The 18159-nt window shown below is 43.3% G+C and carries 18 protein-coding genes; 16 read left to right on the top strand and 2 right to left on the bottom strand.

The annotated features are described in order from the left end of the window. The first annotated feature begins 17 nt into the window (after positions 1–17). From rnr to ACRRS1_RS18240, 13 genes are all read left to right on the top strand, one after another. Entirely contained in the window at positions 18–2546 is a 2529-nt protein-coding gene (gene rnr, locus ACRRS1_RS18300; RefSeq protein ID WP_432467208.1) for a ribonuclease R, read from the top strand. Continuing rightward, on the top strand, positions 2540–3277 hold the full coding sequence (gene rlmB / locus ACRRS1_RS18295) for a 23S rRNA (guanosine(2251)-2'-O)-methyltransferase RlmB (protein ID WP_432461082.1): 738 nt from the start codon (positions 2540–2542) through the stop codon (positions 3275–3277). Before rnr ends, rlmB begins: the two co-directional genes overlap by 7 nt. A 195-nt stretch (positions 3278–3472) precedes the next feature. Next, a complete protein-coding gene (gene rpsF, locus ACRRS1_RS18290) occupies positions 3473–3904 on the top strand; it encodes a 30S ribosomal protein S6 (protein ID WP_432460113.1) in 432 nt (143 codons plus the stop codon). Positions 3905–3909: 5 nt separating this feature from the next. Beyond that, positions 3910–4224, top strand: a complete 315-nt coding sequence (gene priB / locus ACRRS1_RS18285) for a primosomal replication protein N (protein ID WP_432456081.1) — start codon at positions 3910–3912, stop codon at positions 4222–4224. A 4-nt stretch (positions 4225–4228) separates the two neighbouring features. Continuing rightward, entirely contained in the window at positions 4229–4456 is a 228-nt protein-coding gene (gene rpsR / locus ACRRS1_RS18280) for a 30S ribosomal protein S18 (protein WP_137673721.1), read from the top strand. Positions 4457–4503: 47 nt separating this feature from the next. Beyond that, the gene (rplI, locus tag ACRRS1_RS18275) at positions 4504–4956 is read left to right on the top strand and encodes a 50S ribosomal protein L9 (RefSeq protein ID WP_432460112.1); all 453 of its coding nucleotides are present in this window, start codon (positions 4504–4506) and stop codon (positions 4954–4956) included. A 258-nt stretch (positions 4957–5214) separates the two neighbouring features. Continuing rightward, on the top strand, positions 5215–6390 hold the full coding sequence (locus tag ACRRS1_RS18270; RefSeq protein ID WP_432464732.1) for an ABC transporter substrate-binding protein: 1176 nt from the start codon (positions 5215–5217) through the stop codon (positions 6388–6390). Then, complete coding sequence (locus ACRRS1_RS18265; protein WP_432467209.1) at positions 6387–8075, top strand: ABC transporter permease; 1689 nt, start codon at positions 6387–6389, stop codon at positions 8073–8075. Before ACRRS1_RS18270 ends, ACRRS1_RS18265 begins: the two co-directional genes overlap by 4 nt. Then, complete coding sequence (locus tag ACRRS1_RS18260) at positions 8075–8692, top strand: ATP-binding cassette domain-containing protein (RefSeq protein WP_432456084.1); 618 nt, start codon at positions 8075–8077, stop codon at positions 8690–8692. Before ACRRS1_RS18265 ends, ACRRS1_RS18260 begins: the two co-directional genes overlap by 1 nt. 134 nt (positions 8693–8826) lie before the next feature. After that, the gene (locus tag ACRRS1_RS18255) at positions 8827–9120 is read left to right on the top strand and encodes a c-type cytochrome (RefSeq protein ID WP_432456085.1); all 294 of its coding nucleotides are present in this window, start codon (positions 8827–8829) and stop codon (positions 9118–9120) included. Between the two features lie 133 nt (positions 9121–9253). Then, positions 9254–10672, top strand: coding sequence for a replicative DNA helicase (gene dnaB, locus ACRRS1_RS18250; protein ID WP_432456086.1), 1419 nt, complete (start codon positions 9254–9256; stop codon positions 10670–10672). A 6-nt stretch (positions 10673–10678) separates the two neighbouring features. After that, entirely contained in the window at positions 10679–11758 is a 1080-nt protein-coding gene (alr, locus tag ACRRS1_RS18245; protein WP_432467210.1) for an alanine racemase, read from the top strand. A gap of 169 nt (positions 11759–11927) precedes the next feature. Further along, entirely contained in the window at positions 11928–12533 is a 606-nt protein-coding gene (locus ACRRS1_RS18240; RefSeq protein ID WP_432467211.1) for a peroxiredoxin C, read from the top strand. A 70-nt stretch (positions 12534–12603) separates the two neighbouring features. Here the strand turns inward: ACRRS1_RS18240 and ACRRS1_RS18235 are convergent, their stop codons facing one another. Both ACRRS1_RS18235 and ACRRS1_RS18230 read right to left on the bottom strand, forming a co-directional pair. Then, a complete protein-coding gene (locus ACRRS1_RS18235) occupies positions 12604–13071 on the bottom strand; it encodes a chemotaxis protein CheX (protein WP_432456089.1) in 468 nt (155 codons plus the stop codon). Positions 13072–13696: 625 nt separating this feature from the next. Then, complete coding sequence (locus ACRRS1_RS18230; RefSeq protein WP_439036018.1) at positions 13697–13930, bottom strand: pyocin activator PrtN family protein; 234 nt, start codon at positions 13928–13930, stop codon at positions 13697–13699. A 142-nt stretch (positions 13931–14072) separates the two neighbouring features. Here ACRRS1_RS18230 and ACRRS1_RS18225 point away from each other — a divergent pair, with 142 nt between their 5' ends. From ACRRS1_RS18225 to ACRRS1_RS18215, 3 genes are read left to right on the top strand one after another with little or no spacing between them, the layout of a single operon-like run. Then, positions 14073–14327: a helix-turn-helix domain-containing protein gene (locus tag ACRRS1_RS18225; protein WP_432467213.1), complete on the top strand. Its 255-nt coding sequence runs from the start codon at positions 14073–14075 to the stop codon at positions 14325–14327. A 33-nt stretch (positions 14328–14360) separates the two neighbouring features. Then, positions 14361–16109: an AAA family ATPase gene (locus ACRRS1_RS18220; RefSeq protein WP_432467214.1), complete on the top strand. Its 1749-nt coding sequence runs from the start codon at positions 14361–14363 to the stop codon at positions 16107–16109. Positions 16110–16112: 3 nt separating this feature from the next. Then, positions 16113–17951 (top strand): ATP-dependent helicase, encoded by a 1839-nt coding sequence (locus ACRRS1_RS18215; protein WP_432467215.1) that lies wholly within the window; start codon positions 16113–16115, stop codon positions 17949–17951. The last annotated feature ends 208 nt before the right edge of the window (positions 17952–18159 follow it).

Below are 18159 nucleotides of genomic sequence, written 5' to 3'. Positions count from 1 at the left end.
ACTTAGCAGGTTAGTTAATGCAAAATCAGGCTGTATCGGCCACTCTCAAAGTCAGTTTATTAGCGGCGCTAGAACAAGAAATGGCTCCCGTTTCTATAGAGTGGTTACAAGCTTTAGTGACGCCAGAACAGGCACCTCAATTCACTGCGACCTTGGCACACTTATTAGAAGAAGGCCTATTAGTCACTACTCGGATCGGCGCTTATACCTTGCCAGAGCGTTTGGGCTTGGTTACTGGCACGGTGATTGGTCACCGTGATGGCTTTGGCTTTTTGAATACGACTCAAGAAGGGCCGGATCTATTTTTGTCGGCCAAAGAAATGCGTAAGGTTTTTCATAATGACTTTGTGCTGGCCGCTCCATCCAGTATTGATAAGCGTGGTCGTCGCGAAGGACAAGTTATCAAGCTGCTTAAGCTGCGTAAGCTTAAACTGGTGGGGCGCTATTTTGTTGAAGGCAACCACCGTTACGTGGTACCGGAAGATCCTCGGATTAATCAAGATATTTTAATTGCTAAAAATGATACTGCCGGGGCGCGTCAAGGCCAAGTAGTGGTGATTGAAGTGTTGAGTCGTCCCTCGGCTCCGAAGCTTGCTGTTGGTAAAGTCATTGATATTCTTGGTGACAAAATGGCGCCGGGGATGGAAGTTCAGGTAGCGCTGCGCAATCACGATATACCACACGAGTGGCCTAAATCGGTGATTAAGGCGGTGAATAAGCTTGAAGAAGAAGTTGATGAAGCGGCTAAACAAAATCGGGTTGATTTACGTAAGTTACCATTGGTTACCATCGATGGGGAGGATGCTCGCGATTTCGATGATGCTGTTTATTGTGAAGCGAAAAAATCTGGCGGCTGGCGTTTATGGGTGGCAATAGCCGATGTATCCTATTATGTTCGCCCCGATGCAGCCTTAGATAAAGAAGCTCTCAATCGCGGGAATTCGGTCTATTTTCCCGATCAGGTGATCCCGATGCTGCCGGAGCAGTTATCTAATGGCTTGTGCTCGTTAAACCCCCAGGTGGATCGTTTGTGCATGGTGGCAGAAATGACTATTTCGGCGGCAGGGCGCTTATCGGGCTATAAGTTTTATCAGGCGCTGATGCACTCCCATGCTCGATTCACCTATAACAAGGTGGCCGCTATTCTCGATGGTGATGAAGCCTTGAGTGCACGTTATGCCCAGCAAGTTCCTCATTTACAAGAGCTACACCGTTTATATAGCGCATTAAAAATCAGCCGAGCTGAGCGCGGCGGTATCGAGTTAGAAACTCAAGAAACCCGCTTCATTTTTAATGCACAGCGTAAAATTGAACAAATTGTGCCGCTGACGCGTAACGATGCGCACAAGATGATCGAAGAATGTATGATTCAGGCAAATGTGGCGGCGGCTAAATTTGTCGGGAAACATCAACAGCCGATTTTGTATCGAGTGCACGATCGTCCTGGAAAAGAGCGACTGACCAATTTCAAAGGTTTTCTTAACGAATTAGGACTATCACTGGCGGGTGGGGAAGAGCCTCAACCTAAAGACTACTTCAAGTTGGTCGCCGAGATCCAACAGCGGCCCGATCTCGAGCTGATCCAAACCATGTTATTACGCTCGATGATGCAAGCGGTATATCAGCCCGATAATATTGGTCATTTTGGTCTAGCTCTGAAGTCTTATGCCCACTTTACCTCGCCAATTCGTCGTTACCCTGACTTATTATTACACCGAGTGATTAAATATTTGGTGGATAAACAGGCTGCTGAAGCGGCTGGTCAAACTTTAACAAATAAGTGGACGAGCAGTGGTGGCTATTGTTACCAAGTCGATGAGATGGACAAGTTTGGAGAAAACTGTTCGATGACCGAGCGCCGTGCCGATGATGCGACGCGTGAAGTCTCTGATAGTTTAAAGTGCGAATATATGCTTGACCATGTCGGTACAGTATTGCCTGCAACGATTGCTGCGGTCACTGGTTTCGGCTTTTTTGCTCGGCTTGACGAGTTTCATATTGACGGTTTAGTGCATATCAACTCTTTACGTGGTGACTATTATCATTATGATGCAGCTCGCCAATTGTTAGTTGGTGAAAAAACGGGCAAGCGCTTCCGTATTGGTGACTCGCTGATAGTGAAGGTTGCTTCGGTGAATATGGCTGATCGCAAGATGGAATTTATCTTGGTCAATAAAGATGGTTTAGCCGACGAATTTGAGCGCCCCACACGTGCAGGTAAAGATGGGGGGCGTGGTAAGCGCTTTGTTAAAACCGGTGAGCAAGACGAAACGAGTAAGCGTGCAGGAAAAGGTAAAAAGCCGCGGCATCGCGACCTTAAAAACAAAGGGAAACGACGTCAGCCCAGCGCGAGCAGTACGCAAGATAGCAGTGCGGAGAATAAAGGTGGCTTTAGCCCTTGGCAGCAACGGGATCCGGCAGCAAAAAAAGCCAAGCTAAGTCCTGAGTCTCAGGCGAAGCCGCGTAAAAAGCCGAAGAAAAAACGCAAGCAACGCCCTGGAAAACAAGAGCGCACAGCCGCTAAACAACAGAAGAACAGATTATGAGCCAACAAGTAATTTATGGCCTGCACGCGGTGCAAGCATTATTAGAACGCAGTCCCGAGCGCATTATTGAAGTTTTTGCCTTAAAAGGTCGCCAAGATGAACGCTTACTTCCTTTACTGAACGAGCTACGTCGTTTGGGCGCGTCGGTGCAATTTATGCCACGTAAGGCTTTGGACGATAAAGCCGAAAGCACTCAGCACCAAGGTATTGTGGCACGAGTGAAAGCCGGTCGCGGATATAATGAGCACGATCTTAAATCATTGGTTGAATCATCGACGGCACCATTATTTTTAATCTTAGATGGTGTCACGGACCCGCATAACTTAGGCGCTTGTTTACGTAACGCCGATGCCGCGGGAGTTGTGGGGGTGATTGTGCCGAAAGATAACTCGGTGCAGTTAAATGCGACGGTACGTAAAGTCGCCAGTGGTGCTGCCGAAACCGTGCCATTAGTCGTGGTTACTAATCTGGCTAGAACCTTGCGTGAGTTACAACAGCTAGGGGTGTGGATTGTGGGAACGGCGGGTGAAGCTGAGCAATTTATTTACGATACCAAACTGCAAGGGCCAATGGCGATAGTGATGGGCGCAGAAGGGAGTGGTATGCGCCGCTTAACTCGGGAAACCTGTGATGAACTCGTGAAACTGCCGATGTTAGGCGCAGTATCCAGTTTGAATGTATCGGTTGCTGCAGGTATTTGTTTGTTTGAAGCGGTTCGCCAGCGCCGTTAGGCCTGAATTCCCTCTTTTATAAAAGCTGATTAAAAGCCACTGCATAGTTAATCTTACGGTGGCTTTAATTTAGCTTGATTAAATTCTCGCCTTCACATAGAATCAGCGCCCCTAAAACAGTCATTTTATTTTTAGTTCCTTGCCTCTTCGGTTTGACTGTACCATGAACGAGGCTATAACCCGTAGGGAGCAATCATGCGTCATTACGAAATCGTATTCATGGTCCACCCAGACCAGAGCGAACAAGTTCCAGGTATGATCGAACGTTATTCTGCTGTTATTAATGATAACGGCGGAAACATCCATCGCTTGGAAGATTGGGGCCGTCGTCAATTGGCTTACCCAATCGAGAAGCTGCATAAAGCACACTATGTTCTTTTGAACATTGAAGCCAGCGCAGAAGTTATTGATGAATTGGAAACTGCTTTCCGTTTCAACGATGCTGTTATCCGCAACATGATCATGCGCACTAAAGCTGCTGTGACAGAAATGTCTGCAATTGCTAAAGCTAGAGATGAGCGTCCAGCTCGTCGTGATGATGAGCGTCCAGCTCGTCGTGAAGAAGCTACAGTAACTGAAGAAGCTCCAGTAGTTGAAGCTAACGAAGAGTCAGCTAGCGAAGAATAAGACGAATGTCTGAAAATAGGTTGGTTTTGCAGGGGCGGGTAATTCGCGCACCAAAACGCTCTACCAGTCCAGCCGGTGTTGCTCATTGCCAATTTTGGTTAGAGCATCGTTCGCAGCAGCAAGAAGCTGGATTTTCTCGTCAGGCCTATTGCCAAATAGCAGTAGTCGCAAGTGGCGATATTTTGAAGCAAGATTCATCGCATATAAGTATGGGGTGTGAGGTAAAAGTAAGTGGCTTTTTAAATAGCCACAAAGCGGCCAACGGTAGTTATCGATTGGTACTTCATGCTTCTGAAATTGATTTGTTATCACGAGGATAATGTTATGGCACGTTTTTTCCGTCGTCGTAAATTCTGCCGCTTTTCAGCGGAAGGTGTTGTAGAGATTGATTATAAAGATACTACAACATTGAAAAACTACATCACTGAAAGTGGTAAAATTGTACCGAGTCGTATTACTGGTACAAGCGCTAAATACCAACGTCAACTTGCACGTGCTATTAAGCGTGCTCGTTACCTGGCTCTATTGCCATACACTGATTTACATAAGTAAATCTTTGGCATTAGCCTAACTCAACCGAGATTATTCGAGGAAAGGTAATGGAAATTATTTTATTAGACAAAATCGCTAATTTAGGCGGTTTGGGCGACCAAGTTAATGTGAAAGCAGGTTACGCACGTAACTTCTTGATCCCTCAAGGTAAAGCTGTACCAGCAACTAAATCAAACGTCGAAGTTTTTGAAACTCGTCGTGCTGAATTAGAAGCTAAATTAGCTGAAACTCTAAAAGTAGCTGAAGCTCGCGCTGAGAAACTAAATGCTCTAGAAGCAATCGTTATCTCTGCAAAATCGGGTGAAGAAGGTAAACTATTTGGTTCTATCGGGACTCGTGATATCGCTGACGCAATTACTGCGGCTGGGGTTGAAGTAACGAAATCAGAAGTACGTTTATCTAACGGTGTATTGCGCAACACAGGTGAATTTGACATTGTTGTTCAAGTTCACGGTGAAGTCAGTGCAACGATTGCTTTACAAGTTGTCGCTGCAGAATAAAATTCTCAGCCACGACTATTAAAAACCGCGCCTCGGCGCGGTTTTTGTGTTTTTAGACTATGATTTTATTAAGTTTTGAAAGATTGTAGGGATTACTCCGGTTATCTTAATTAGTGAGTTTAACTCGAGTTGCTTGTGAACTGCTTAGCGATGATTTGGCTGAGTCCATCGTGCTGCAGCTCAGGGCTGAAGTCTAGATAAAGCGATGTGATTATCGCGCTATTTAACACAATAACAGGGAGCGTGAACGTGCGGTTAATGATGCTGGTGGTAGCCATTTTTATAAGTTCAGTGAGTTTTGCCAATTCGAGTTGGTCGGACATTGAGCAGCAGGCCAAAGGACAAACCGTTTACTTCAATGCCTGGGCGGGGGCCGATAACATTAATGCTTATATTCGCTGGGCTGGTGAGCAAGTGAAACAGCGTTATCAGATTAACTTGGTGCATGTGAAAGTTAACGACACCGCCAATGTGGTAAGTCGAATTTTAGCTGAAAAAAGCAGTGGCCGAGTTGATGGTGGCAGTGTTGATTTAGTCTGGGTGAATGGTGAGAACTTTCGCAGCTTAAAACAGGCGCAACTGTTGTATGGGCCTTTTAGTCAACGCTTACCCAATCTGGCGTTAACCGATCAAAGTAGTCCAGCACTTAAATTTGATTTTACCCTACCAGTTGAGGGTTATGAGTCCCCATGGGGCGGTGCCCAACTTACCTTTTACTACGACGCTGAGCGGCTTAATCAGGCACCCGATTCTGCACCAGCTTTATTAAGCTATTTGCAGATGCATCCTGGTTTATTCAGTTATCCCGCACCACCTAGCTTTTATGGGACGACCTTCATTAAGCAAATACTGTTAGAAACAATTGAGGATCCTCAGCGGCTTTATCATCCGGTTGATAAGCAAACATTTAGTGCGCTCACCGCCCCGCTTTGGGCCTATTTAGACCAATTACACCCTTTATTGTGGCGGGGGGGGCAGAGCTTTCCGAGCGGTAGTGGTCAAATGCAACAATTATTGAATGATGGTGAATTAACCATTGCTTTTAGTTTTAATCCTAATGATGCTGCCGCAGCAGTTAAACAAGGATTGCTGCCGAATACAGTAGAAAGTTATGTTCATAAAAATGGAACTTTGGGAAATACTCACTTTTTGGCGATTCCTTTCAATAGTGATGCGTCCGCTGCGGCGATGGTGGTGGCGAATTTCTTATTGTCACCAGAGGCGCAAGCGCGTAAAGCCGATTTGGCTTATTGGGGAGATCCTAGCGTATTGTCTTTGAATAAATTGACCAAGCCGCAGCGCGCGTTGTTTGCCAAGGCTCAATCAAGCCCGGCCAGTTTAAGTTCTGCCGATCGAGCTAAAGTACTTGCAGAGCCGCATGCAAGCTGGGTTGCGTTATTAGAAGCAGAGTGGTTACGTCGTTATTCTAGATGAGAAGTGGATGGGGTAAGTTTAGCGCGATATTTCCTATATTGACGGGGGGACTATTGTTAGTGCCCTTGTTATTTGGTTTTATCGAGACGGTGTTGCCAGCTTTCGATTATTTTCCGATTGCTGGAAAAAACCAAGCGAATCTTTCTCAGTGGCAGGCACTATTTTCTCAGCCTTCTCTATGGGCTTCGATTGGTTTGTCGTTACTGACAGGTTGGGTGGCAAGTCTGTTGTCGCTGTTTACCGCATTATGGTTGGCGATGCACTGTTATGGGAGTTCTTGGTGGCGTTTTTTGGAGCGCAGTCTCGCGCCATTTTTAGCCATTCCTCATGCGGCTTTAGCCATTGCGCTATTATTCTTATTGGCGCCTAGCGGTTGGTTGATGCGCCTTGTTTCCCCTTGGTTGACTGGCTTTGCTTATCCACCGATGTGGCAAAGCACTCAAGATAGCTGGGGAATCAGCTTAATTTTGGCTCTGTGGGCGAAAGAGTTACCTTTTTTACTGTTTGTGTTAATGGCGAGTTGCTCGCAAATTGCGGTGCAACGTAGTCTCGCCTTAGGCCAAAGTTATGGTTATTCGACCGTTCAGCTATGGCGAAGCATATTAATCCCCCAACTGCTGCCTCGCTTGAGGTTAGCGTTTTTTACGGTGCTCGCATTTTCTTTAACCGTGGTTGATGTAGCACAAATCATTGGTCCGAGTAGACCGACTACTTTTGCGATGCAGATATGGCAATGGCTTAGCGATAGCGATATTGAACGCCGATTGATGGGAACCTCCGGAGCCTTATTGTTACTCGGCTTGGTTATTTTAAGTTTGGCCTTAGCGTTAGTATTGGAGAAATTATATCTGCGGTGTAATTTGCGCTTGAGTATGCAAGGACGCCGCAGAGCGGCTTCGAATGTGAAGCCTGCTCGGGCCTTATTGCTATTTCTGGTGCTGCTATTACTGAGTTGCTTGCTGTTGTTAAGTATTTGGTCCTTTACTTGGCACTGGCGCTTCCCTGACAGCCTGCCTGCACAATGGAGCGCACACTACTGGCTGCAAGCGGGGAGCTATTTATCTCAGCCGTTGCTGAATAGTCTGATCATCGCGTTGAGTTCGGCTAGCATCAGTTTGTTGTTAGTGGTGGGTTGCTTAGAATATCAAATGCGACAGCTCAAATATTCTAAGTGGTGGTCGGTGCTCATGTATTTGCCACTGCTATTACCGCAAGTGGTATTCTTATTTGGGGTTCAGGTGCAGTTGTTCAAATACCGTTTAGACGGCACGATGCTTGCGGTAGTATGGGCGCATTTACTATTTGTTTTACCTTACGTTTATTTAACTTTGGCTGATAATTATCGTCGCTTTGATGTTCGCTTTATGCAAGCAGCAGTGAGCTTGTCACATAGTTATTGGCGTAGTTTTTGGCGGGTTAAATTGGCGATGCTGAGTAAGCCTTTAGGCCTTGCCTTTGCCGTTGGTTTTGCAGTGAGCATCGCGCAGTATCTACCCACCTTATTTGTTGGAGGAGGACGGGTGCCAACTCTCACGACCGAAGCGGTAGCGCTGGCTTCTGGAGGCGACCGGAGGGTGACGGCAGTGATGGTCATTTGGCAGAGCTTATTACCTTTATTAGTTTATGTTGCGGTGATTTCTTGGCCTAAATGGCGTTATCGTCACTATCGAGGAATGCAGAACTGATGTTGTTAATCGATGATTTTAATTTGTATTTGGCGAAACAGGTGCTGTTAAGTGGTTTTCACTTAAGGGTGGAGCGGGGAGAAATTGTCACCCTCATGGGCCCTAGTGGCTGTGGTAAATCGAGCTTGTTGGCGGCTATAGCAGGTACGCTGGATGGTAATTTTACTTGTAGTGGAACTATTCAGTTGGCCAATCGGGAGATTAGTAAGCTCCCGCAAGCACAGCGCCGAGTTGGAATGCTATTTCAAGATGACCTCCTGTTTCCGCATTTTAATGTGGCGCAGAATCTGCAATTTGCTTTAGCTCAACGGGAGCAAGCTTCGGCGTCATCTATCATTGCGCAGGCGCTGGTTGATGCTGGCATGGCGGGTTATCAGCAGCGAGATGTTGCCAGTCTCTCTGGAGGGCAACGCGCACGGATCAGTGTGTTAAGAAGTTTACTGGCACAGCCGCAACTATTATTACTTGATGAGCCCTTTAGTAAATTAGATACGCCACTTCGCCAGCAGTTTCGTCAGTTTGTGAAAGATAAAATAGAAGCGCTAAATATTCCCGCGATTGTGGTGACTCATGATGTAGAAGATTGCTTGCAAGCGTCGGCACTCCAAATTTTTTGAGCTTGGTTCACGGCTTGTTAGGCTTAAGCTGTTGCTATTTCAGATTATTTGCTAAGCTCAATTTAGCTGGGGTTAAGCTTGTGGAGAGCGTCTGGCATGTCCTGGTTTCATCAATAACAATAATGAGGAACATAATGAATAAATTGATATTTTCAATGGCGCTGATACTCTCATTTGTCGTATCAACAGCCAATGCCGCCCCAGCTAAGGCCATGATTTGTGCGGCTTGTCATGGCGCGGATGGTAAAGCTGTTATTCCGGGGTATCCTAATTTGGCGGGGCAAAACGAGCAGTATCTGATCTCTTCGCTAAACGCCTATAAGGCGAAACAGCGTAATGGAGGGCAAGCTGCGATTATGCAAGCCCAAGCAGCTTTGCTAAATGATGCAGAGATCGCTGAATTAGCAGCCTATTTTTCAAAAATGTAAGTACAGCCCTTGCATCTCAAAGCCAGCCTTACGCTGGCTTTGTTGTTTCTCCACTTCCGATAAATGTTACTTGGTGTGATGCTGATATTGGCGCATAATAGTCGGCTGTAATAAACAACCACATTGATAGATTATGGCAGCCAGCGAGCTCTCTCGTAGATTTAAGAATACAGATAAAAAGCCGAAAGATTCACAACTTGACCAACTAAAAGCCCCTCCCCATTCGATTGAAGCAGAGCAGGCGGTGTTGGGGGGGTTAATGCTAGACAATAATGCTTGGGATAATGTGGCCGAGCAGGTGGTTGAGCAGGACTTTTATCAACGCGCCCATCAGCATATTTTTGCCGCAATGACTCGTTTGGCCGAAGCTGGCCAGCCCATCGATTTAGTGACCGTTTCTGAAGAGCTGGAACGTCAAGAGCATTTAGAGGATATTGGTGGATTTGCCTATTTAGGTGAAATTGCCAAGAATACGCCTAGTGCGGCTAACATTCGCGCCTATGCTGAAATTGTACGAGAACGGGCGGTGACCCGCGAGTTGATTGCGGTTGCCAACGAAATTGCCGATAGTTGCTACGAACCACAGGGCCGTAAGAGTAGTGACTTATTAGATTTTGCAGAAAGTAAAGTATTCAAAATTGCTGAATCGCGCGCCAATGCCAATGAAGGTCCCGTTGAAGTTAAAAGTTTGCTCGCAGATACTATCGATAGAATTGAAGAGTTATACAAAGCGCCCAATGATGGGGTGACAGGGGTCTCGACTGGTTTTGCCGATTTGGATAAAAAAACCAGTGGCTTACAAGGCTCTGATTTGATTATTGTGGCGGCCCGACCCTCCATGGGTAAAACCACTTTCGCGATGAACTTGTGTGAATATGCCGCGATGACCCAAGATAAGCCAGTGTTGATTTTTAGCTTAGAGATGCCCTCAGAACAAATTATGATGCGGATGTTGGCCTCATTGGGGCGGATCGATCAAACTAAAATCAGAACCGGTAGTTTAGACGATGATGATTGGGCTCGCTTGTCTTCGACAATGGGTTTAATGGCCGAAAAGTCGAAAATGTATGTGGATGACTCATCGGGTTTAACCCCGACTGAGGTCCGTTCTCGCGCTCGTCGGGTTGCCCGGGAGTCGGGTGGTTTGAGCATGATCATGATCGATTACCTACAATTGATGCAGGTGCCTGGCTTAAGTGAAAATAGGACTCTGGAAATTGCAGAGATTTCTCGCTCACTCAAGTCTCTCGCTAAAGAACTGAATGTGCCAGTGGTGGCCTTATCGCAGCTCAACCGTGGTTTGGAGCAGCGTGCCGATAAACGTCCGATCAACTCCGACTTACGTGAATCGGGTTCTATCGAGCAGGATGCGGACTTAATTATGTTTATCTATCGTGATGAGGTCTACCACGAAGACTCGGCAAATAAAGGCATGGCCGAAATTATTATCGGTAAACAACGGAATGGCCCAATTGGCCGAGTTCCTCTTACTTTCCAGGGACATTTTTCGCGCTTTGATAATTGGGCTGGGGAATTCTTTGATGATGAATAGGCTGTTATGAATATAGTAAAGGCCTTCGTGTCGCTCTCAGCGCTACAACATAACTTTTTGGTCTTAAAGCAGCGCGCGCCACACAGTAAAATTTTAGCGGTGATTAAAGCTAATGCTTATGGTCATGGCATGCTCGAGATCGCTCAAGCTTTACGTGATTTGACCGATGGCTTTGCTGTGGCTCGAGCAGAAGAAGCTTTGACTTTACGTGCTGCGGGGATCGAGTCTAAAATTTTAGCTCTAGAGGGTTTTTTCGACGAAAAACAAGCGCAAGAGTTTGCTGAACAGAATATTTCTTGTGTTATTCATAGTGAACAACAACTGGCTGTACTCGAGCAGATTAGCTTGCCGCAAGCACTCGATTGTTGGTTAAAATTGGACACCGGAATGCATCGTTTAGGCTTTTTGCCTCAACAGTTTAAGCAACTGTTGCCGCGGATCCTAGCCTGCCCGAATATTTTTCCCGATTATAAATTAATCAGCCACTTAGCCTGTGCTGATGACTTAGAGCATCCTTTAACTCGCAGACAAATTCATAGTTTTAGCGAATTGTCTTCAGGACTAGATTGTGAACGTTCTATCGCTCATTCGGCGGGAATTTTGTTATGGCCACAAACCCATGCTGACTGGAACCGTCCTGGCATTGCGCTGTATGGTATTTCACCACAAGTTGATACCCAGGGGGCTGATTTTAACTTACAAGCTGTAATGACCTTGCAATCTCAATTGATCGCTGTACGTGAACAGCCGAAAGGTGAAAGTGTTGGTTATGGTGCGAATTGGTATGCCGAGCAGAACACTCAGTTGGGGGTTGTGGCTATGGGCTATGGGGATGGTTATCCACGTTGTGCGCCAAATGGCACGCCTGTGTGGGTAAATGGTCGTGTGGTTCCTGTGGTTGGTCGGGTATCGATGGACATGTTATGTGTTGATTTGGGGCCTGAAGCCTGCGATCAAGTCGGTGATAAAGTGGTGTTATGGGGAGCGGAACTACCGGTAGAAACTGTTGCGGCAGCCGTGGGTTCCAGTGCATATGAATTAGTGACCAAACTGAGCTCTCGAGTTCAACTCAGTTATGTTAGATAGTATTTACAAGTCATGTTTTTTAGACTATTAGTTGAATGCTGCTCTATTGAGCTCTTATTTAAAAAAATAGTCCAATCGAATTAATTTATTAGATAAATTCGTTTATTTTAGTAAATTAGTGCATTATTTGTAGCGAATATTAGTAACGTATTTAACAAGGAATAATGAAATGAGTGTTTTAGTTGGTCGTCCTGCTCCAGATTTTACTGCTGCTGCCGTGTTAGGTAATGGTGAGATCGTTGATAGCTTTACTTTAAGTGAGCATATCAAAGGCAAAGCTGCAGTTGTATTCTTCTACCCACTAGATTTTACTTTTGTTTGTCCTTCTGAACTTATTGCTTTCGATCATCGTTTTAAAGACTTCCAAGCAAAAGGTGTTGAAGTGATTGGTGTTTCTATCGATTCTCAATTTTCTCATAACGCTTGGCGTAACACTGCAATCGAAGATGGTGGTATTGGTGCGGTTCAATATCCATTGATTGCCGATGTGAAACACGAGATCTGTAAAGCCTATGACGTGGAACATCCTGAAGCGGGTGTCGCTTTCCGTGGTTCTTTCTTAATTGATACCGCGGGTGTAGTTCGTCACCAAGTAGTGAATGATTTACCGCTTGGCCGTAATATCGATGAAATGCTACGTATGGTTGATGCACTAAACTTCCATGAAGAGCATGGTGAAGTTTGTCCTGCACAATGGGAACAGGGTAAAGAGGCAATGGATGCGAGCCCAGAGGGTGTTGCTAAGTATTTGTCAGAGAACGCCGAAGGTTTGTAAATCTAAAATTTATTCGAGAACAAAAAGCCCACTCTTTAGTGGGCTTTTTTTATTCGCTTAGGCTGGTTTACTAAGTGTTTTCAAAGCATATCTCGATGGTGGCTGAGCCATAAACAGAAGTGAATGGGATGAGTACTTTAGGGCCTTCAGTTTTATGGGTAATGGTATGGGAGGGACCGGATACAACGACAGGGGTCGCCATATTAAAATCGTAACCTTTATCGGCTAACAAGCGTTTCGCGCCACCGGTGACCATATTGGTAATTTCGCCAACCATATCGGTCACTTCTTCGTTGATAGAATCCGGAGCTTCGCCTAACATGCGGCGCATGATCTCAATCGCAAGATCTTTCTCGAAACTAATCGATAACGAACCTTTGGTTTGTTGGCCAACCATGCCGATGAGTCCCGAGACATCACCACGTGCAATCTCATCCTTCTTCAACCCCGGTTTTCCGGGTTTTAGCTCCAACTGAGCCATCGTTTCTAGGACATTAAGAAGAGAACTGAGAAAAGGATTTACAAAATTTACGTCCATAAGGGCTAATGCGCTCCTGTTACTGGTGGTCTTAGTTTACTGATAAAGAGCATCGCTAAGCCACGAATCAATATTTGAGTAGTTTTAATAAGAATCGCATGAGATCAGAAGCGCTGCAACTTTAACTCAAAACTTTACGAGTCTTCTCACCATTATAGATGAAAACTAGCTATTTTTAGTGAAAAATCAAGCGAATTAAGTTGGCTACAGGGTGAAAAAAGTTTGTTTGAGAGATGTTTATGAGCAGTGAAACGATACGTAACAGAGTCAAACATTACCAAGTTAGTTCAGAGGGGGGTATAATCGTCCGCTTGTTGTCAGTAGGGGGCTCCAAACCTGACCGCCTACTTTTAGATGCTAGGGAATAACTTAGTGTCGTTGTTTTAATTATTTTTTAATATGTTGAGCCCATGACCCAAGTTTACTTATACCCCGCACATCGCTTTTCTGTTGCCCCCATGCTCGATTGATGCAATTTCTCTTGATAAATTCCTTATAATACAACTAGTTAAGTTGTATTGATTTTTCTTGGGGTCAACATAGGGGTCAAAAACAAGGTAAGCTGTTGTTTTACATGGTTATTTATTGTTGTTTATTATGACCGATTGTTACTTATTTTGACTTGCTACCTAAAATCCCTCCACAATGACTCTGCTTGCTTGCACTTAAAATTTATGTAGCTTGCAAGATCATCTACGTGCACAACAAACGGACTTTTAGCGCTTTCCCCCATCTTAAATACAGGAAAGGGGAGGTCGCCTGATTTCGCTCTTCTTTTCGCTGTTGCAGCACTCATCCCAAGATAAATGTCTGCAATTTCTTCAATCGAAATTACCACACGGTTAGAAAACTGAACCATCAACAGATGATGGGTGATCGTCAATCTGCTTATATCCATTTTTCGATGTTTATTTTCGACTACACGCTTTGAGAACGAACTCATAAGATGGCCTTTTGTCCCTAAATTGGGTACATTATGCCTTGTCTCTAATATAGGGACAATGAGCAAAACATTACATGCACCAGAGTATCGACAACTTATCGAATGGCTTAAAACTGCGAGAGCCGAGCGAGGCTTAACCATGCGTGAATTTGCCGCTGAGTTAGGCGTGCCTCATTCCTATGTCGGTAAGGTAGAACAGTGTGAGCGTAAGCTCGATGTATTGGAATATTTGAGATACTGTCAGGCGTTAGATTTGAATCCTGTCGAAGGGATTCGAGTTTTAATAAGCAAAGGCAGTTACGATGACCGTTAGTTTCTGATTAGGTTATATTTTATAGAGGGATTTATGGGGATTTTGATTAAAAGCGCACGTATTTCAGGTTTTCGTGGCTTAAAGAATATAGAAGTAGAATTGGAAAAAACAACTATTCTTACGGGTATGAATAATGCAGGTAAAACTTCATTTCTAAAAGCGATTCAGGTAGCTCTGGGTAATCGTCAGTTTATATCTCAAGATGATTTCTTTATTTTTCGTAATCAAAATTCTCAGAAAGTGACAATCGACCTACTGATTATTCCCTCTAATGGAGAAGAATTCTCAGAAGATTGGGAAGTTTTACTGACAACTGAACGACTACGTGTTGACGCAGAAGCCAATAGTTATGTTCCAATGCGAACTGTCGTAACTTTTGATCCTATCAATAACTCCTTTAAAACCGAGCAATTTATCCTTTCTGAGTGGCCAGCATTTAATAATGAAAATGTAAATTGGTTTGATTTTCCTGTAACCAGCAAATCAAGCTTTAAGTTTGATGAGATGCCATTTTTCTATATGGACGCTCAAAGAGACATCATTGAAGATACCAAACTTAAAAACTCATATCTGGGGCGGATGTTGTCAAAAATTGAATATTCAGATGAGGATATATTAGCGATTGAAACACAAATTCAATCTCTAAATGAAAGGACGGTAGAAGGCAGCCCCATTCTTTCTAACATCAAAAGCGCATTGCAGAATCTGGATTCTGCTTTAGGTAGCAATGGAGCTGGAATAGACTTAACGCCTTTTACCAAGAAAATTAGAGATTTAAGCAAAGGCTTGTCAATTTATTATACTGATAATGAAGATAGTTTCTCTATGGAGTATCATGGAATGGGGACGAGAAGTTGGTCTTCACTGTTAGTTTTGAAGGCATTTATTTCTCTATTAAGCCGAAATTCAGGTGCGGATAGTTCGGTTTTTTTCCCGGTTCTATGTATAGAAGAACCTGAAGCGCATTTGCATCCCAATGCCCAGAAAAAACTATACTCACAGATGAATGAGATAGAAGGGCAAAAAATCATATCTACCCACTCTCCTTATATTGCAGCAGCCGCTGAACTAAAACAAATCAGAAATTTTTATAAATCAGGAAATATTAATATTGGTGCAATAGATGTCACCCAATTGTCTTCGGAGGATGAACGAAAAATTAATAGGCAAGTGGTTAATACTAGAGGTGAAATGTTTTTCTCAAAATTAATTGTTCTTTTTGAGGGCGAAACGGAAGAGCAGGCATTACCAATATTTTTTGAAAAATATTTCGGTAAAACCCCCGTAGAGATGGGGGTCGACTTTATTGGTGTTGGGGGCTATACGTGTTATTTGCCATTTTTGCGATTTACCGAATCACTTAAAATTCCCACGTTGATTCTGAGTGATGCTGATGGGCAGCATATTATTGATAAGGTTAATAGCCAGTTCGCAACGGCCAAGCCTACAGAAAACCCTCTAGAATCTATAATATTCTTAGACAATGGAAATGATTTTGAACGACAGTTAATTGTAGACGGATTTCAAGCGAGTATCAGAAAGACGATACTTTCATTTGATGAATATACTAACGAACAGCATCGAAACGCAGCAGCGCCAAGAAGAGCATTAGAGGTTGAAGGGTTTAATGATGATATTCTTTACGAGAACCTGACAGCAAATAAAACTAAATGCGGTCCAGTAGTAGCTGAAAATATTATTCGGGATGAGGAAATGTTGCCAAGTAAAGTTACGCTACTGTTTGATAAAATTAGTGACACCTTATCAGCGGTTGAGGAGTAAAGGATGGTAAATGTAGTTGAGCTATCTGCAAAGCAAAGAGAAATAGTCTTCAGTCCGAATGTGGCTCTCTTAGTCAAAGCAAGCGCTGGAAGTGGAAAAACAAGAGTATTAACTGAGAGAATTCGCCATCTCCTTAAACAGACTAACAAAAAAGTGCTTGCTTTGACCTTCACGAATAAAGCAGGCGCAGAAATAAAAGATCGACTATCTGACATCGACAACATTGAATCGAGGGCTTTTATCGGAACTTTTCACGGGTTTTGCCAGTCAGTATTGGAGAATCATGGTTCTTTAATTGGTTTATCAACTATGCCTCATATTTTTGAAGATGAAGCTGATAGGCTTGAATTGGTAGAGCAAGCTATTTCGATGACACCCTCTTATGAGTCAGGTTATAAAGCCCAATCAAATAAGGAACAGAAAGCATTTAGGTATAGAGTCTTAGAGTATGTGTCTAAAGTAAAAAGAGAGTTGATTGATGATGGGCAAGCACTTGGTTTGCATACAGACGATGAAAATATAGTTTTGCTGTATCAAAACTATCAAGATATTTTATATAACCAGAATGCTATTGATTTCGATGACCTATTATTAAAAGTGCATAGCTTATTCGTCCGTTTTCCTAAAATTGCAGGTCTTTATCGAAGAAGCTTTTATGCGATTTGTATTGATGAAGCTCAAGATTTAAATAATTCTCAATATCAAGTGTTGCTTGCATTAACTGGTAACGAATATGACTCTGTTATGATGGTCGGAGATTCAAATCAGTCTATTTATCACTTTAATGGCTCATCTCCCACTTATATGACAGACCGATTCGTTAAAGACTATTCTGCAACAATTACAAATCTTTCTGAAAATTACCGCTCGTCATATTCTGTTTTGTCTGCGGCAAATAAGTTGATGCCAGATACTAAAGATACTACGGGAGTTGTTAAGCAGGGTATATGTGAAATCAATGCATATACTAATGAGTTTAATGAAGCAGAATCAGTGGTTAAAAGAATAAATGAATTGATTTTGTCTAAATATCATAATGATATTGAAGGTCAGATTTGTTATGAGAAAATTGCGATTTTAGCTAGAAATAAATATGTTTTTAACCAAGTTGAAGTAGAGTTAGAAAAGCAAGGGATACCTTACTATTATAAAATGACTCCCGGATCATTGAGATTTGAATCTGAGATAATGAAGACTTTTGATTTAGCTCTAAGGGTTAAATTAAATCCACAAGACCGATTGCACAAAATGAGGTTGATTGAACGATGCGGATCTAGAGCGGATGTGGATTTATCTTTAGATCAGATATCACACGAAGTAACGTCTACAGAGCTTAAAGATATACTAGGGCTAGTCCTTTCGGCTAGTGATGACGGTAATAATTTAAAGAGGCTTCTCGTTGGCTTTCTAGATTCATTAGCTATTGAAGATGAGAACGAAAAAAACATGGTTTTCAATGATATCAATGAACTAATAAAGCATTGGCTGAATTATGCTAAGAAAACTGATAATAAATCTTTGCACCAATTTAAAAATGCAATGGCGTTGGGACAAACTCATTCATTGACAGAGCATACTGGTATAACTCTTAGCACTGTCCATACAATGAAGGGGCAGGAGTTTGATATTGTGTTTGTTATTGGTTTAGATGATGAAACATTTCCCGATTATCGTGCTGTAAGAAATAAAGGTGTTGAACTGACACAAGAAAAGAACAACTTATATGTAGCATTTACTAGGGCTAAACGGTTTCTTTTTCTATCTTACCCTCAGCAGCGAACAATGCCATGGGGGGGGGTGAAAAATAGAAATTACTCTCGTTTTTTGCAAGTTTTCTGTTAACTATTCCTCCTCATTTTTAGTCATCGGTCCTACAATGTATTGGACCGATTGTAGAAACATAGACTTATTTGGTTCCTTCAACACTAAGTTTGCTCTGTCCGTCCAATTACTAATGGGACTGATAGTCCAACGAATCACAAAGCGGATTAGCTTAACCTTTTGATTTAATATGATTTTGTTTTTTGATACCAAAATTTATTTTGAATTA

The organism is Agarivorans sp. Z349TD_8 (assembly GCF_050870825.2).
In the GTDB taxonomy this organism is placed as follows: Bacteria; Pseudomonadota; Gammaproteobacteria; order Enterobacterales; family Celerinatantimonadaceae; genus Agarivorans.
This window is presented reverse-complemented; position numbering and strand designations above follow the sequence as displayed.

What these genes read in the sequence shown, in the direction of transcription:
- rnr (WP_432467208.1), top strand. Translation starts at nt 18, where the DNA reads ATGCAAAATCAGGCTGTATCGGCCACTCTCAAAGTCAGTTTATTAGCG.
- rpsF (WP_432460113.1), top strand. Translation starts at nt 3,473, where the DNA reads ATGCGTCATTACGAAATCGTATTCATGGTCCACCCAGACCAGAGCGAA.
- priB (WP_432456081.1), top strand. Translation starts at nt 3,910, where the DNA reads ATGTCTGAAAATAGGTTGGTTTTGCAGGGGCGGGTAATTCGCGCACCA.
- rpsR (WP_137673721.1), top strand. Translation starts at nt 4,229, where the DNA reads ATGGCACGTTTTTTCCGTCGTCGTAAATTCTGCCGCTTTTCAGCGGAA.
- rplI (WP_432460112.1), top strand. Translation starts at nt 4,504, where the DNA reads ATGGAAATTATTTTATTAGACAAAATCGCTAATTTAGGCGGTTTGGGC.
- ACRRS1_RS18270 (WP_432464732.1), top strand. Translation starts at nt 5,215, where the DNA reads ATGATGCTGGTGGTAGCCATTTTTATAAGTTCAGTGAGTTTTGCCAAT.
- ACRRS1_RS18265 (WP_432467209.1), top strand. Translation starts at nt 6,387, where the DNA reads ATGAGAAGTGGATGGGGTAAGTTTAGCGCGATATTTCCTATATTGACG.
- ACRRS1_RS18260 (WP_432456084.1), top strand. Translation starts at nt 8,075, where the DNA reads ATGTTGTTAATCGATGATTTTAATTTGTATTTGGCGAAACAGGTGCTG.
- ACRRS1_RS18255 (WP_432456085.1), top strand. Translation starts at nt 8,827, where the DNA reads ATGAATAAATTGATATTTTCAATGGCGCTGATACTCTCATTTGTCGTA.
- dnaB (WP_432456086.1), top strand. Translation starts at nt 9,254, where the DNA reads ATGGCAGCCAGCGAGCTCTCTCGTAGATTTAAGAATACAGATAAAAAG.
- alr (WP_432467210.1), top strand. Translation starts at nt 10,679, where the DNA reads ATGAATATAGTAAAGGCCTTCGTGTCGCTCTCAGCGCTACAACATAAC.
- ACRRS1_RS18240 (WP_432467211.1), top strand. Translation starts at nt 11,928, where the DNA reads ATGAGTGTTTTAGTTGGTCGTCCTGCTCCAGATTTTACTGCTGCTGCC.
- ACRRS1_RS18235 (WP_432456089.1), bottom strand. Translation starts at nt 13,071, where the DNA reads ATGGACGTAAATTTTGTAAATCCTTTTCTCAGTTCTCTTCTTAATGTC.
- ACRRS1_RS18230 (WP_439036018.1), bottom strand. Translation starts at nt 13,930, where the DNA reads ATGGTTCAGTTTTCTAACCGTGTGGTAATTTCGATTGAAGAAATTGCA.
- ACRRS1_RS18225 (WP_432467213.1), top strand. Translation starts at nt 14,073, where the DNA reads ATGAGCAAAACATTACATGCACCAGAGTATCGACAACTTATCGAATGG.
- ACRRS1_RS18220 (WP_432467214.1), top strand. Translation starts at nt 14,361, where the DNA reads ATGGGGATTTTGATTAAAAGCGCACGTATTTCAGGTTTTCGTGGCTTA.
- ACRRS1_RS18215 (WP_432467215.1), top strand. Translation starts at nt 16,113, where the DNA reads ATGGTAAATGTAGTTGAGCTATCTGCAAAGCAAAGAGAAATAGTCTTC.